Below are 13,543 nucleotides of genomic sequence, written 5' to 3' on the forward strand. Positions count from 1 at the left end.
GGTTGACACTCACAAACGGGTAAGCGATGCTTGAGAGACAGGTAAAGTAAACCAAAACGTTGTCCCCTCTCCGGGAGAACTAATCACCCCAATTTCGCCTCCGTGTGCTTTAATAATTTGCCGACACAGGTACAATCCCAAGCCAATACCGCTTAAGCTGCGAGAAGACGCGCCGCGATAGTAGAGATCAAAAAGGCGATCGCACTGTTGTTGTTCCATCCCTACTCCATTATCCGCGATCGCACAACGCACCATATCCCCCCCAACAGCACCCTCCACCACCGTCGCACTCAGGGTGAGGTGAATTCCAGGGAGGTTGTGTTTCATCCCATTGGTGATTATATTCTCAAACACTCGCCACAACTGTTTGGCGTCAGCACTCACTAAAGGTAAATCATCGGGAACGTGATTCGTCAACGTCACTTGATTTTTGATCAATAACGGTTGCAACTCTGTGAGAATATCTTGAATAAGTTGACTCAGTTCTAAAGGTTCGCACTCACAGGGAATCCCATAAGATTCAGCCGCGTGAATCTCCAGTAACGAGTTAATTAAATTAAGTTGGCGATCGCTACTTTGGATCATCCGCTCTACAATGGAACGGGGGACAGGGATTGTCAATTGTCCTTGGTCAATTGTCCTTAGTTCTGGGTTTTCCGGAGAAAAATAACTATTCAGTAAATTTTTCAGTACCATTAACATTCCCATCACCGGTGTTCGTAAATCATGGGATACTGCATGTAAGAACACATCTTTGAGTTGATTGAGTTCTTGCAATTCCTGCATTTTTTGCTGCAATTGCGCCGTTCTTTCTTCAACTTGATACTCCAAGTTTGTATTCAGTTCGCTAAGCTGTTGGTATAATCGTCCCTGCTTAATCGCAATCGCCACTTGCGTCGCCAGACGGCGCAGTAACTCCACTTCCAAGGGTTGCCAATGACGCGGGCTTGTGCATTGATGCGCCACTAATAAGCCATACATTTGCTCATCTACGACAATCGCCACGGCTAAGGCGGCTTTCACTTGAAATTGATCCAAATATTTAGCGCGTTCTGGGGAGGTTTCCAAAAGAGCGGTATCGTCAATAACTTGCACCTCGGTATGTTCAAATAAAGCAATTAACTCCTGAAGATACTCGTCATTGTCCACCGCTAAATCCCAACAGGAGGGCAAACTATCCGCCACGGATTCTGCCACGACTTTACCATGCATCGTCCCATCCATATAACTAATCAGCACCCGATCCGCTTGCAGGAATTGGCGGACTTCTGCTACAGTCGTATTCAGAATTTCATTCAGATCCAGTGAGCGGCGAATCCGAGCCGCAATTTCTCCCAACAAGCGATCGCGTTCAGCCGCTTCTCGTAATCGCGCTTCGGCTTGCTTTTGCTCCGTAATATCCCGCACCACAGCTAAAAGATGGGGTTTCCCTTTGTACATAAACCCGGTTCCCCGCACCTCTATGGGAAACGGCGTACCATCGGAACGCAAATCCACTGCTTCCCGCTGAAAAGGAACCCCCTGTCTAACCGCAGTCAGATACTCGTAAAATATGGGATGGGAGTCCGGATGAATAAAGCTTTCGGGATCAAGATGAATAAACTCTGAATAGGAATAGCCATGCATTTGACAAGTGGCTGGATTTACCTCCACGAGTTGTCCATCTAAGTCGCTAATAATTAAACCATCCGTGGTGGCTTCAAAGATTGCCCGATATTGGACTTCACTCTCTTTGAGACGCTGTTCAGCTAATTTACGCTGAGTAATATCATGGGTAAGTGCCAGTAAGCAACGTTCTCCCCTTAAATTAATAATCTCGGCGGAGAGTAAACCGATGAGAATTTCACCCGATTTCGTCCGAAACTCATATTCTTGGTTCGTAATCGCACCGTGCTGCTGCAAACTACGAATCATGCGATCGCGATCATCAGAATGCACCCAAATATTCAATTCCTCAACGGTACGACCAATCACCTCTTGACGTTCATACCCAGAATACCGCCTAAATGTTTCATTGACCTCGATATACCGTCCATCTGCTAAGGTACTAATCGTGATCGAATTGGGACAACAGCGAAAGGCTTTAGCAAACTTTTCCTCGCTCAACCGCAACGCTTCTTCCGTGCGCTTGAGTTCAGTAATATCCACACTGACACAGACAGCCGCTTGACCCTGTTGGTATTTCTGAGCAACTAATAAATAATACCGACAATTATCGTCAACAAAGGTTTCAATTTCTCGGTTGGCTTCCTGGAGTGGATTGGCAAAAAAATGGACGATAAACTCCTTAAATCCGGGGGTAGAATTCATAAACCCCAGTTCTTTCCCCACAAACGCTTCGGGGGATAATCCAAATGTCTTCGCCAGATAACGGTTGACGCCCTGATACTTTAAATCTGTCCCCACCCAAGACACACATCCGGGTACAGCATCTAAAATAGCTTGTAACTGGTCTTTCGCCGCTTGCAGTGACGCGATTAACTGCTGTTCCGTTTCCTGCGCCCGTTGGCGTTCAGCAATTTCTTGGCGCAATTGCTCATTGGTGGCGGTTAACGCCGCTGTGCGTTCAGCGACTCGCTCCTCCAATTGTTCATTCATCAAGCGCAGGGCGTTTTGAGCTAAATGACGTTCGGTGATATCGTGACCAATACAGAGAATACCTGTCACTTGTCCTGAGACATCCATGAGCGCTTTATTCGTCCACCCTACCCAGACGCGACTCCCATCCCGCCGGATATTTTCGTTTTCGTGGTAGCGGTATTGATCCGGATGTTGGATGATGTCTTGAATTAAAGTGGTCAAGTTGCGTCCCGATGTCTCGGTTTCTGGAATAATCGTCTTAGCTGCAGAATGTCCGAGGATTTCTGCTTCCGGATAACCTAAAAACTGTTGGGCAAATTTGTTTAAAAAGGTGATTGTACCTTGAGTATCGATGCGTAAAATTAAGCTATTGGCATTTTCGACGATGTTTCGATAATAAGCCTCTCGCTCTCGCCATACCTGCTCAACCTGTTCTCGTTCAGCAATCTTGCGCCGCAGTTGCTGATTGATCTGTTTTAATTCGTTGATCTCGTCTGAGTTGTCGGGTTGTCCTTGGCTCTCAGGGTAGAATGACAGGGGGATAGGGGCTTGCAGGGGAGAGTTAGGCGAGCGGGGGTGATTATCGCCTCGGTTGTTGACAATGGCTAGCCAGAGCTGTTTGAGCTGTTGATACATCGGCGGCGTTCCGAGAAGGGGAAGTAACTGTAACCAAAAAGTTGGACACCTCTGGACATTGTTGGATATTTTGTCCAGGTGTTGTTGTGTTATAATGAACGCAAGCGAAAACCAAGCTAAAAATCTTAGGGCTTGAGACCCCGTAACAAAGCTTTTAAGAGTAGCGCACCTGTAAGGCAGGCGGTTGAGAAATCCAGCATACCTTAATGGCGCTGAAAATAACGGATTAAAGCAGCAAAGCTTCTCAAATTACTACAATTACTGACTTTGAGTAGGGCGAGTTTCGTCCGATTTTAAGCCTGTGGACTGGTTGAGTGCCGACACCGCCAGGGTGAAGCTCCGAAGCAATCCGGATAATGTCTAACAAGATCCAATGTTGTCTAGCTTTGTCCAAGTGTTGTAGAACGGTTCCCAAAACGTAATGTTCTTCTCACTATACTCTGACAAGTCTCGCCCTGTTTATCCTTTGAGCTCAAACCAACAATTAACCCACCGGGAGACGGTGGGTTAATAGACGTATAAGTTTCATGGAATAATCACCCTGATGAATTCGCTGCTCTCTCGTACCTTCTATGTTATGGAGTTGAGTTAAGCGTCTGTCGATTTAGCCTCAAAGAATCAGATGGCTGACTCAAAATCCCTCCTACACTGTTTTTTTTGCGGTGCGGGCGGGAAGAATCCAGCACAATACTGGCGACAGAACCATCGAGAAAACAGAAACGATCAAAATCATCGATAAAACTTGGCTGAGTTCAGTAGTCATGATCCTTACCTCAATAGTTTTTTATCAGGTTATAGGGCTTTTCTACTTCAAGTTTAACCTTGTTGTATCTCCGACAACAAATTTTACTGTAATTTTATGGTACAGATATCCGCCATTTTTATAATGTAATCTTTATTGATTTTTGTTAAATATTATTCATGAACAGAAAAAAATACCGAGGCGCAATGCTTCAGATGTACCCTGGCACATCTAGAACATGGGAAAGGTAGTGTAGGGGCGGGTTTTACTATTATCGTTTCTGACTTCACCTAGATGCAACTCGCGCCCGCCCCGACGACGTAGAGACGTAGCATGCTACGTCTCTACAGGGTTAGTTCACCAGAACGTCATGGTTTAGAAGCGATAACCCGCACCGGCTTGAATACTAACAGCAGAAGCTGGACTATTTTGATAAGCTTCAATCCCCACCTTTGTATCGCCATAAACAACAAGATTGCGACCAAGTTGAGCTTCAGCACCGACGGTAATAACAGGAGCATTTTTGTTTCCTATAGGTGTGGCATGTTCTTCGGCTTCAACCCAAGAATAACCAGCACCAACGTAAACATTGGCGTTGTTCGTGACAGGAACATCGTAGGAAACAATCGGCATAATGGCGCTGGTATCCTCACTGAATAGAACAGCACCGCGCAGAGAAACTGGCGCTTTTGAAGTTGTTACACGACCTTGAATATTCCCGCCAAATGTTGCCGCATCATTATTGTGTCCACCGTTGGTCACGCCTGCGGCGACACCAGCACCGATATAGTTAGCATCAGTTCCAGTGGGCTTAGCAGATGCCATATCAGCCGATAATAAAACAGGCGCGATCGCGGTAGCGGCTAGGGTTGAAAAGGTAACAAAAGACTTAAGGTTGCGTTTCATAGTAACGTCCATCAATAGGTAGGGTGTAGTGTTGCGTTGTTACTATTCAAGTCGTTTTTAATCGAGTCAATGTTCCAGATTTAGTTTTTTTTTGATTGATTTATTTTTGTAAAAACCTTGGATGCCTTGACAATTAAGCATTTCAGAAAAACCACTTGATTATTTTTCGGTAGCTTTTCCAATAAACATAGAAACAAACGTGAAACTTAGTTAAAATCAATCGAAAAATTATAGTTAGCTTTTGATAATTTGTGAGCCGCCAGTAGACTATTGATTAACTGTCACATTTTTTGTCATTTCGTCCGGATGAGAGTTTCCTCCCCAAGACGGCGGGGAGGGTTCGCATCCCTTACTACAAGCCAAATCCAAAAATGAAGAAAAACCCCCGTTCGTGTTGATCCGGGGGATGATGAAATCAATCGTTTCAATGCATCGATTGCGGGGGCAATTCAGGAATTGCCCCAACAGAGTTCTATTTCACAGAAACCTTAGCACCAGCTTCTTCAAGCTGCTTCTTGGCTTCTTCTGCGGCTTCTTTTGCCACCGCTTCTTTAATTGGCTTAGGCGCAGACTCTACCATATCTTTGGCTTCCTTGAGACCCAAACCAGTCATGGTTCGCACGACTTTCAGAATGGCAATCTTCTTATCAGCGGGAACTTCTTCTAAGATGACATCAAATTCTGTCTTCTCTTCCGGCTCTTCACCCGTAGCACCAGGCGCACCGGGAGCCGCCATTCCGGGCATCATCATCATGCCACCTGCAGGAGCAGCGGCGCTAACGCCAAAGGCTTCCTCAATTTGCTTAACTAATTCCGACGCTTCGATTAACGTCAGGGATTTTAGCTTTTCCAAAATTTCGTCGGTTGTAGCAGACATGAATAAACTCCTTCGTTTGACTTTTTACGTTTGACCCTTTGACTAAGCTCAGGGTAAGCTTTTTAGGTTCCAGGTAGCGGTAGGTACTAGCCACCGCTTTCTTTCTGAGCGGAGAGCGCTTGCAAAACCCGACCCAGTGAGCCAGGAATTTCGTTGATGCTGCGACCCAGGGAAGCAGGAACTTCATTGACACCCACAGCCAGTTGGGTGGCGATGGAATTAATCGCACCCGCAATCTGCCCAATGAGTTCTTCCTTAGACGGCAAGTCAGCAATCGCCTTGATTTGGTCTTGATTCAAGGCTTGACCTTGCATCACGCCGCCCTTGAAGTCGGTTTTTTTGGTGGCTTTCTGGAAGTCCTGATATGCCCGAATTGCACCACCCACATCCTCTTTGATTAACATGAAGGCGGTGGAACCGACCAAGAATTCGGTCATGGGTTGCCAGTTTTCATCATCCTCAACCGCCCGCCGCATCAGGGTATTTTTTGTGACCTTACAAACTGTGCCTGTGGGACGCAGCCGATCCCGCAAATCGGTAATTTGAGCCACGGAAAGTCCCTGGTAGTCAATGATGATGGCGAGTTGGGACTCACTCAAGAGTTGCTTGAGATCAGCAACGACTTCCTTTTTGTTTTCCAGGGTTCTGCCCATTCTTGTTTCACCTCCTTGTTTCCTTTCATAGTTGATAGTTAGAAAATCCTGCCATTAGCCATAACAAAACCCCGGACATGCCGGGGTTTCGCTCTTGTATCTTTAATACCTGTACTTTAGTTTAGATGTACAGTGATAGTGGATACGTCGGGCGCTGACCTCGGCAGGATATTAAGTGATGAACACCTGCTGTCTTTGGTACAAGCCAATGAAATATTGGATCGTCAACAAATCTAACGGTTCACATTAGGCAGCCTCAACCGCTTTCAAGTCCCGTAGCGTCGGGATATCGACTTCGATGGAGGGTCCCATGGTAGCGCTGACAAATATGCTGCGCCAAAAGCGACCTTTCGCCCCTGAGGGACGATTGCGGTCAATCGTTTCCTGTAAGGACTTGAGGTTGACCAGCAAGTCTTCAGCAGAAAATGATGCCTTACCAAACATAACATGAACGATGCCTGTGCGATCGGCACGAAATTCAAGTTTACCTGCTTTGAATTCTTCGATCGCCTGGGTTAGGTCAAAGGTAACGGTACCACCTTTGGGAGAGGGCATCAAACCCCGTGGTCCGAGGAGCCGTCCTAACTTAGCCACTTGGGGCATCATGTCTGGCGTGGCAATCAAAAGGTCAAAATCCATCATCCCATTTTGAATTTCGCCAATTAATTCTTCAGAACCGACAATATCTGCTCCCGCATTACTCGCTTCTGTGACTTTTTCGCCTTTGGCAATGACCGCAACTCGCACCACCTGACCCGTTCCTTTGGGTAGTGATACGGTTGTCCGCAGTTGCTGATCGGTATATTTGGGATCAATTCCCAAGCGGATATGTGCTTCGGCGGATTCGGGGAATTTTGCCGTCGCGGTTTCTTTTAAAAGCTTAAGAGCTTCTATGGGTTCATAAGGTCGCTCTTCAACCTTGCCTTGTAATTCTTGTAATCGACGTGATAGTTTTTTGGGCATTTATCTCTCCTGGGGTGACTAACGAAGCTTCTTACCTCTCCCCCAAATTAGGTTGACAACGGTCTTTGATTGCGGGTTGATTGCACTTAAACCTCAACCCATGGACTATTCTGCGATCGCGACGCCCATATTCCGGGCAGTCCCTTCGACGATTTTCATTGCTGCTTCAATATCATTGGCATTGAGGTCAGGCATTTTCGTCTGAGCGATTTCTTGCAGTTGCGCCCGGGTGATAGTGGCAACGTTTTGCCGATTGGGTTCACTTGCGCCTTTTTCAATACCCGCTGCCTTTTTGATCAGTACGGATGCAGGCGGGGTTTTGAGGATAAAGGTAAAACTGCGATCCTCAAACACCGATATTTCTACGGGAATGACCATTCCTACTTGGTCGGCGGTCTTGGCGTTGTATTCTTTACAAAACGCCATAATATTCACCCCATGCTGACCAAGAGCCGGTCCTACTGGGGGAGCCGGGTTGGCTTTCCCCGCCGGGAGCGCCAACTTAATAACTGCAACGATTTTTTTTGCCATTCTTAGCCTGTTTTTTCCACCTGATTGAATTCTAATTCAACTGGCGTATCTCGCCCAAAAATGGAGAGTAACGCCTTGAGCTTACTGCGTTCGGGGCTAACTTCAATCACTTCGCCTTCAAAATCTTTAAACGGACCCGATAGCACGATGATTTTGTCGCCAACAGCCATGTCTACTTTAATAACTGGCTCTTGTTCTTCGGCGTGCTTAAAGATCCGTTCGATTTCTCCAGGACTCAGGGGTACCGGTTTAACGTGACCTCGCCCCCGTCCATAGCGACGTTTCTGTTCTGCCCCTACAAAATTAATCACATTGGGTGTGTTTTTGACAACCTGCCAGCTTTCATCATCCATGACCATTTCCACCAAGACGTAGCCAGGGAAGACCTTTTCTTCAGAGTGCTGGCGAGATCCATCCTTACGGATTTTCACCGTCGGTGTTTGGGGAATCTGAACTCTTAAGATTCGGTCAGCGACATCTAGGGTTTGCACTCGCTGTTCTAGATTTGTCTTTACCCGCTTCTCACAGCCGGATGCCACCTGAACCGCATACCAACGGGCAGGTGGGGCTTCTTGTAGCTGTGAGTCGCGATCGTATGATTCGTTTGCTGCAAAACTCATCCAAATACCTGTTGTGATGCCCACAAGAATAAGCCATCCACTAAATAGATTAGGGTGGCTGATAGCACGACCATCAATAACACGGCAGCCGATTCGCTAATGAGTTGCTGCCGAGAGGGCCATACGACTTTACTAAGTTCCTCTTTGGTTTCTTGAAGAAACGTTACAACATTAAACCCAGAGGCTTTTTCCTGAGACTCTGTGTCCGTTTTTGTTTTCTTTGCCACAATAAGTTGATTTCCCCCTTCTACTGATTATCAGAGCTGTTCAACCCAGCACTCATAATTCATATTAACCTGCTTCACTCATCAGTGAAGTGGATAAGACTTGGGTAGAACTGCTGATGCTCCCCCAATTTTATATATTTATAACGCGCCCTGGAGGACTTGAACCCCCGACATCAGGTTTTGGAGACCTGCGTTCTACCAACTGAACTAAGAGCGCTTGGGTTGGCTGGTAGAGGTGAATTTATTCCCTTTGCTTTACTGATTGTAACGCAATTAGGGCATGAATACCAAGCCAATATCCAAAAAAAATTTAAATCCCCCGGTCAAAGCGCTGCTTAACGCGAGTCGCTTTACCCACACGCTCTCGCAAATAAAAGAGCTTCGCCCGACGAACCTTACCTCGACGCACGATTGTAATACTGGCAATTCGGGGAGAATGGAGCAGAAAAACCCGTTCTACACCAACACCTTGGAAGACACGCCGCACGGTCATCGTTTGGTTGATACCACCGTGACGCATGGCAATCACAGTACCTTCGTAGGGCTGAACCCGTTCTTTGTTCCCTTCACGAATACGGACGCCGACTCTAACTGTGTCACCAATATGGACTGTCGGTAGGTCGGATTTGAGCTGTTCGGCTTCTATGGAGCGAATAACCTCTTGAGCATGCATAGTTCTTAAAAAAATCACAGCCTATAATCTTAACGCACTATCTGACTAGACGTCTAGTTTTGAGTTTTGAGCGACCGTAGGGGTTTGGTTACCAAACCCCTACGGCGTGGTGAGGATGTCAATTGTGCTAAAATGTAAAGAATTATAGAAAAATGACGATTTTCTCTTGACTCAGGGGAAAACTAGCAGTATGCCAAATGCATTTATGCGACTGGGAGGAGAGTTATGGGTTTCAAAAATATTCTAGGACCACTGTTGATCCTAGCATTGCTGTTTATCACGTTAGGCGATCGCGTCCTACCTGCGCCGCTAGATGATGCGAGCCGCAACACCCGCACCAGCATCAATCAATTTTTAGTTGGGCTATTTCCCGACTGGAATCCCACAAACCCAAATGAACGTACTGAAAAGGAAGTTGATCAATTAGAACAGAGGTAATCTTCTACCGGGAAGGGAGTAACCACTGGGAGAGCGATCGCGCTCCTCACTTTGGGTTTACCATTAGCAGAGGAAAAACGCTATCTACTAGAGATAAATTTCCATGAAATGGTATAATGAACCGCCTGTCTGGAATGAACAAGAGCAAGTAATTACAGTCACGTCAGGACTAAAAACAGACTTCTGGCGCAAGACGCATTACGGATTTATCCGCGATACGGGACATTTTTATTATCAGGACATAACCGGTGATTTTATAGCTGTCGTGAAAATCACTGGACAGTATCAGGAACTTTATGACCAAGCAGGGTTAATGATCCGCGAAAATGATCAGAAGTGGTTAAAGTGTGGAATTGAGTTTGTAGAGGGTGTACAGTATGCCAGCACAGTGGTCACACGAGAGTATTCGGATTGGTCTGTGGTGGGTATCCCAGAAAATCCTAAGTCCTTATGGTTAGAACTACAACGTAGCGGCGGCGCTGTCGAGATTAACTATTCCCTTGACGGCGAACAATTTACAATGATGAGATTAGCTTATTTAACTGAAACAGAAACAGTGCAAGTGGGTTTAATGTGTGCGTCACCGGAACGGGAAGGGTTTCAAGTTGTCTTTGAGGGATTTCAAATCAAGACTCTTTCAGCATAGCGGTTCAAACTAATCTAGTAGTTTTGGAGGACTAATTTATGTTGAATTTAGATAGAATTACGTTTAATCCACGTATCATGGCAGGAGTTGCATGTATTCGGGGAATGCGAGTTCCGGTTTCATTAGTTTTAAATTTAGTGGCAAATGGTAAAACAGTGGAGGAAATTATCGAAGATTATCCCTATTTGGAACCTGAAGATATTCAACAGTCATTGCTGTATGCTGCATGGCTGGCACGAGAGCAGGTTTTCCCTATCGTGGGTGAGAAAGTCGGATGAGATTTTTAGCGGATATGGGTATCTCGCCACGTACTGTTAATTGGTTAAAAGCTGCTGGTTATGATGCCATACATTTAGTTGAAGAGGGTTTGGAACGATTAGCCGATGATGAAATTCTTGTAAAAGCTCGTGAGGAAGGGCAAATTCTTTTAATTGGGTTAATTCGAGTTTATTTGTTGTCATTAGCGCTACGCATTTACCCGTTCATGATAATTGGGGTTTGCTGAATAAGAGGACAAATGTTATACCAAATCCACCTTTATTACCCCCTTTTGCCAAGGCGATTGAAATCGCTGCTACACAAACAAAGTCCGCCTGCGCGGACTGGGTTATAAAGACTGATGTCATTTGCCAATTGTCTTGCCAAAAAATAACAAAGGACAACGGGCAAATGACCAATGACTAATGACTACTTTTTCAACCAGCTAAACATTGCCCGTAAATCTTTACCCACTTCTTCTACAGGATGTTCAGCTTCTTGACGGCGCATGGCTGTGAATCCAGCTTTACCTGACTGGTTTTCTAAGACAAACTCACGGGCAAATTGACCGGATTGAATTTCTTGCAGGATTTTCCGCATCTCGGCGCGGGTTTGGTCATTAACGATGCGAGGTCCACGGGTATAATCGCCATATTCAGCGGTATTAGAGATACTGTCACGCATATTGGCTAGTCCGCCTTCCACAATCAAATCCACAATTAGTTTGACTTCGTGGAGACACTCAAAATACGCCAACTCTGGCTGATAGCCCGCCGCCACTAAGGTTTCAAATCCCGCTTTAATTAAGGCACTCAATCCCCCACATAACACAGCTTGTTCACCAAATAAATCGGTTTCCGTTTCTTCCCGGAATGTGGTTTCTAAAATACCTGCACGAGTTCCACCAATCCCTTTAGCATAAGCCATGGCGCGATCGCGAGCTTGACCTGTGGCATCCTGATACACGGCAAATAGGCAAGGGACACCTTCTCCCTGTTCGTAAGTCCGTCGCACTAAATGTCCTGGTCCTTTGGGTGCCACCATAATCACATCCACATCAGGTGGGGGAACGACTTGACCAAAGTGAATATTAAACCCATGGGCGAAGGCAAGGACGTTCCCTTTTTTCAGATTCGGGGCAATTTCTACATTGTAAACGGTTTTCTGTACCTCATCCGGTAGCAAAATCATAATCACATCCGCCGCTTTCGCCGCCTCAGCAACAGAATGAACCGTTAATCCGGCTGACTCCGCTTTCGCCACCGACTTACTGCCCGGATACAAACCCACAATCACCTTGATGCCACTCTCTTTGAGATTCAGGGCGTGGGCGTGACCTTGAGACCCATACCCGATAATTGCGATAGTTTTATCGCTGAGTAGGTCTAAGTTAGCATCTGTGTCGTAATACATCCGGGTCATAGAAGTATCTCCCTTGCTACAAGCATTTTCGTTTGACTGCGAACTCTTGATTTTACCCCAAAACCTGAAGGGGCGGCTAAGAACGCCAAAAAGGAGACGGGGTATGGGGTGACCGGGTGTGGAGTGTCACGAAAATCTCAGCACTCTTATCTGAGAGTCCTGAGAAGACCCTCGCTTTGAGCGACGGAAGTGTCAACTCCCTCACTTTGAATTAAGTAGCTTTTTTATTTTTACGAGTTACTAAAAAAGAAGTATTAATTTGAGAATCTTGCAATAGTATATCCAAACTATTTCGATAAAATAACCTCTTCAGGAATAGCCTTGATCCTCCTATTAAAAATTCAGTTTTTAGCCAAATCTTTATAGCGATAAAAACCTCCATTTTTTTGAGCGCGACAAATCCCCAATGTAATATTGTTGACGATTTTATATCTGATAGGTTAGGCAAAGTATGCCGATATTTATCGCTAATGCAAGCATAAATTTCTTCTTTAATTATCAGGTTTGTTTCGAGGCGATTCTCTAAAGTAAACTTGCTGTTAAATGATCCATCCCAAACAGTCCGGTAAGCCAGACATTTATTTATAAAAACGGCATCACCAAACTGGGCAATTCTAATCCAGGAATCAATATCATCATAATTAGTATCGAATTTTGCATCCCATCCTCCTGATTTATGAAAAGCCAGACGGGAAAATGCCACTTGTACAGGAGTGCCAAATGGCAATAGTTCCAAAAGCATGGCGTAATGAATCTCGTCTTGGGGAATATATACAAGCGTTCCCTTGCCAACTTGCCGACTTCTGCTGACTTCTTTTTCATTCCTATCAACCTGAATGGCTCGACAGGAGCAAATTACAGCCTCTGGACGCCCGGAGATGGCTTTAGCCATTTCTTCAAGACACTTAGGGGCAAGGTAGTCATCATCATCCACCAGTTTCACCCAGTCTCCTGTTGCCAATGCTACACCCCGATTGACCGCTCCTGAGTGACCCAGTTTTGGAGAATTTCGGTGATAAATTAAACGAGTGTCACCCCTATCTAAGAGTTCTTTGTGTCGCTGTTGCACATAAACCTCTGTACCATCAGACGAGCCATCATCCACCACAATCACCTCGCAAGGCATCGTTTGAGCCAAAGCACTGTCAATTGCCCGCCTGAGCAAGGTGAGGCGGTTATAAGTCGTGATGACAATGCTAAATTTCATAACTCTTCTCCACCAAAATTATTCTGCTTCGATATCATAATTTAGACAAATCTCCGCAGCGGCTGAGAATCGCTATTGTCTAGATTTTGGTTTGACCTGTTCTCTATTCTGCTGAGAGACAAGACAATACGATCAGCCGTGGATATTATATTTATAATTTTAAG

General features: G+C 45.6%; 15 protein-coding genes, 1 tRNA gene and 1 other annotated feature. Of the genes, 4 read left to right on the forward strand and 12 right to left on the reverse strand.

Features of this window, described 5'->3' with window-relative positions; all coding sequences use genetic code 11:
• Positions 1–9: 9 nt before the first annotated feature.
• The 10 genes from ACLGGO_RS04290 to rplS all read right to left on the reverse strand — a co-directional run bounded on the left by ACLGGO_RS04290 (position 10) and on the right by rplS (position 9,408).
• Positions 10–3,216, reverse strand: coding sequence for a sensor histidine kinase (locus ACLGGO_RS04290; protein WP_446418398.1), 3,207 nt, complete (start codon positions 3,214–3,216; stop codon positions 10–12).
• Between the two features lie 1,117 nt (positions 3,217–4,333).
• Positions 4,334–4,864, reverse strand: a complete 531-nt coding sequence (locus ACLGGO_RS04295) for a hypothetical protein (RefSeq protein ID WP_446418399.1) — start codon at positions 4,862–4,864, stop codon at positions 4,334–4,336.
• A 472-nt stretch (positions 4,865–5,336) separates the two neighbouring features.
• Positions 5,337–5,741, reverse strand: a complete 405-nt coding sequence (gene rplL / locus ACLGGO_RS04300) for a 50S ribosomal protein L7/L12 (RefSeq protein ID WP_446418400.1) — start codon at positions 5,739–5,741, stop codon at positions 5,337–5,339.
• A gap of 86 nt (positions 5,742–5,827) precedes the next feature.
• Positions 5,828–6,394 (reverse strand): 50S ribosomal protein L10, encoded by a 567-nt coding sequence (gene rplJ / locus ACLGGO_RS04305; RefSeq protein WP_446418401.1) that lies wholly within the window; start codon positions 6,392–6,394, stop codon positions 5,828–5,830.
• Positions 6,395–6,448: 54 nt separating this feature from the next.
• Positions 6,449–6,611, reverse strand: a sequence feature (ribosomal protein L10 leader region).
• Between the two features lie 29 nt (positions 6,612–6,640).
• Positions 6,641–7,357, reverse strand: a complete 717-nt coding sequence (rplA, locus tag ACLGGO_RS04310) for a 50S ribosomal protein L1 (RefSeq protein WP_446336962.1) — start codon at positions 7,355–7,357, stop codon at positions 6,641–6,643.
• Positions 7,358–7,462: 105 nt separating this feature from the next.
• Entirely contained in the window at positions 7,463–7,888 is a 426-nt protein-coding gene (gene rplK / locus ACLGGO_RS04315; RefSeq protein ID WP_446336961.1) for a 50S ribosomal protein L11, read from the reverse strand.
• 2 nt (positions 7,889–7,890) lie between these two features.
• Entirely contained in the window at positions 7,891–8,508 is a 618-nt protein-coding gene (nusG, locus tag ACLGGO_RS04320; protein WP_446336960.1) for a transcription termination/antitermination protein NusG, read from the reverse strand.
• Positions 8,505–8,735: a preprotein translocase subunit SecE gene (gene secE, locus ACLGGO_RS04325; RefSeq protein WP_446336959.1), complete on the reverse strand. Its 231-nt coding sequence runs from the start codon at positions 8,733–8,735 to the stop codon at positions 8,505–8,507. Before secE ends, nusG begins: the two co-directional genes overlap by 4 nt.
• A 144-nt stretch (positions 8,736–8,879) precedes the next feature.
• A tRNA-Trp gene (locus ACLGGO_RS04330) sits at positions 8,880–8,952 on the reverse strand.
• 93 nt (positions 8,953–9,045) lie between these two features.
• Positions 9,046–9,408, reverse strand: a complete 363-nt coding sequence (gene rplS / locus ACLGGO_RS04335; RefSeq protein ID WP_446336958.1) for a 50S ribosomal protein L19 — start codon at positions 9,406–9,408, stop codon at positions 9,046–9,048.
• 225 nt (positions 9,409–9,633) lie between these two features.
• Between rplS and ACLGGO_RS04340 the strand changes: the two genes are divergently transcribed.
• The 4 genes from ACLGGO_RS04340 (at position 9,634) to ACLGGO_RS04355 (ending at position 10,997) form a co-directional block, all read left to right on the forward strand.
• Positions 9,634–9,846, forward strand: a complete 213-nt coding sequence (locus ACLGGO_RS04340; protein ID WP_446336957.1) for a hypothetical protein — start codon at positions 9,634–9,636, stop codon at positions 9,844–9,846.
• Between the two features lie 103 nt (positions 9,847–9,949).
• On the forward strand, positions 9,950–10,492 hold the full coding sequence (locus ACLGGO_RS04345) for a DUF1349 domain-containing protein (protein WP_446418402.1): 543 nt from the start codon (positions 9,950–9,952) through the stop codon (positions 10,490–10,492).
• A 38-nt stretch (positions 10,493–10,530) separates the two neighbouring features.
• Positions 10,531–10,770, forward strand: a complete 240-nt coding sequence (locus tag ACLGGO_RS04350) for a DUF433 domain-containing protein (protein WP_446336955.1) — start codon at positions 10,531–10,533, stop codon at positions 10,768–10,770.
• Positions 10,767–10,997: a DUF5615 family PIN-like protein gene (locus ACLGGO_RS04355; RefSeq protein ID WP_446418403.1), complete on the forward strand. Its 231-nt coding sequence runs from the start codon at positions 10,767–10,769 to the stop codon at positions 10,995–10,997. Before ACLGGO_RS04350 ends, ACLGGO_RS04355 begins: the two co-directional genes overlap by 4 nt.
• A 182-nt stretch (positions 10,998–11,179) precedes the next feature.
• Here the strand turns inward: ACLGGO_RS04355 and ilvC are convergent, their stop codons facing one another.
• The gene (ilvC, locus tag ACLGGO_RS04360) at positions 11,180–12,172 is read right to left on the reverse strand and encodes a ketol-acid reductoisomerase (protein ID WP_446336952.1); all 993 of its coding nucleotides are present in this window, start codon (positions 12,170–12,172) and stop codon (positions 11,180–11,182) included.
• 211 nt (positions 12,173–12,383) lie between these two features.
• The gene (locus ACLGGO_RS04365; RefSeq protein WP_446418404.1) at positions 12,384–13,379 is read right to left on the reverse strand and encodes a glycosyltransferase family 2 protein; all 996 of its coding nucleotides are present in this window, start codon (positions 13,377–13,379) and stop codon (positions 12,384–12,386) included.
• Positions 13,380–13,543 lie beyond the last annotated feature (164 nt).

The organism is Coleofasciculus sp. (assembly GCF_046565525.1).
In the GTDB taxonomy this organism is placed as follows: domain Bacteria; phylum Cyanobacteriota; class Cyanobacteriia; order Cyanobacteriales; family Coleofasciculaceae; genus Coleofasciculus.

Excerpts from the sequence above, each read along its gene's own strand:
- ACLGGO_RS04290 (WP_446418398.1), bottom strand. The coding sequence starts at position 3,216 with ATGTATCAACAGCTCAAACAGCTCTGGCTAGCCATTGTCAACAACCGA.
- ACLGGO_RS04295 (WP_446418399.1), bottom strand. The coding sequence starts at position 4,864 with ATGAAACGCAACCTTAAGTCTTTTGTTACCTTTTCAACCCTAGCCGCT.
- rplL (WP_446418400.1), bottom strand. The coding sequence starts at position 5,741 with ATGTCTGCTACAACCGACGAAATTTTGGAAAAGCTAAAATCCCTGACG.
- rplJ (WP_446418401.1), bottom strand. The coding sequence starts at position 6,394 with ATGGGCAGAACCCTGGAAAACAAAAAGGAAGTCGTTGCTGATCTCAAG.
- rplA (WP_446336962.1), bottom strand. The coding sequence starts at position 7,357 with ATGCCCAAAAAACTATCACGTCGATTACAAGAATTACAAGGCAAGGTT.
- rplK (WP_446336961.1), bottom strand. The coding sequence starts at position 7,888 with ATGGCAAAAAAAATCGTTGCAGTTATTAAGTTGGCGCTCCCGGCGGGG.
- nusG (WP_446336960.1), bottom strand. The coding sequence starts at position 8,508 with ATGAGTTTTGCAGCAAACGAATCATACGATCGCGACTCACAGCTACAA.
- rplS (WP_446336958.1), bottom strand. The coding sequence starts at position 9,408 with ATGCATGCTCAAGAGGTTATTCGCTCCATAGAAGCCGAACAGCTCAAA.
- ACLGGO_RS04340 (WP_446336957.1), top strand. The coding sequence starts at position 9,634 with ATGGGTTTCAAAAATATTCTAGGACCACTGTTGATCCTAGCATTGCTG.
- ACLGGO_RS04345 (WP_446418402.1), top strand. The coding sequence starts at position 9,950 with ATGAAATGGTATAATGAACCGCCTGTCTGGAATGAACAAGAGCAAGTA.
- ACLGGO_RS04350 (WP_446336955.1), top strand. The coding sequence starts at position 10,531 with ATGTTGAATTTAGATAGAATTACGTTTAATCCACGTATCATGGCAGGA.
- ACLGGO_RS04355 (WP_446418403.1), top strand. The coding sequence starts at position 10,767 with ATGAGATTTTTAGCGGATATGGGTATCTCGCCACGTACTGTTAATTGG.
- ilvC (WP_446336952.1), bottom strand. The coding sequence starts at position 12,172 with ATGACCCGGATGTATTACGACACAGATGCTAACTTAGACCTACTCAGC.
- ACLGGO_RS04365 (WP_446418404.1), bottom strand. The coding sequence starts at position 13,379 with ATGAAATTTAGCATTGTCATCACGACTTATAACCGCCTCACCTTGCTC.